The 425-nt window shown below is 67.3% G+C and carries 1 protein-coding gene; it reads left to right on the top strand.

What is annotated here, in order from left to right:
• Positions 1 to 425: quinolinate synthase NadA (gene nadA / locus FLP08_RS17110; protein ID WP_162431134.1), on the top strand; the 425-nt coding region annotated here is incomplete at both ends.

Below are 425 nucleotides of genomic sequence, written 5' to 3'. Positions count from 1 at the left end.
CCACGAGGAGTTCAAGGCCAAGCAGCTGGAAGACATGAAGGCGCTCTACCCGGACGCCGCCATCCTGGTCCACCCCGAATCGCCGGAAAGCGTGGTCGCGCTGGCCGATGCCGTGGGCTCGACCAGCCAGTTGATCAAGGCCGCGCAGACCCTGCCGAACAAGACCTTCATCGTCGCCACCGATCGCGGCATCTTCTACAAGATGCAGCAGTTGTGCCCGGACAAGGATTTCATCGAGGCCCCCACCGCCGGCAACGGCGCCGCCTGCCGCAGCTGCGCGCACTGCCCGTGGATGGCGATGAACACGCTCGAGCGGACCCTGGCCTGCCTGCGCGAGGGCAGCGGGGAAATCTTCGTCGACCCGGCGTTGATCCCGCGGGCGGTCCGTCCGCTGAAGCGCATGCTCGACTTCACCCAGGCCGCGC

The organism is Christiangramia aestuarii (assembly GCF_009735585.1).
GTDB lineage: Bacteria > Bacteroidota > Bacteroidia > Flavobacteriales > Flavobacteriaceae > Christiangramia > Christiangramia aestuarii.
This window is presented reverse-complemented; position numbering and strand designations above follow the sequence as displayed.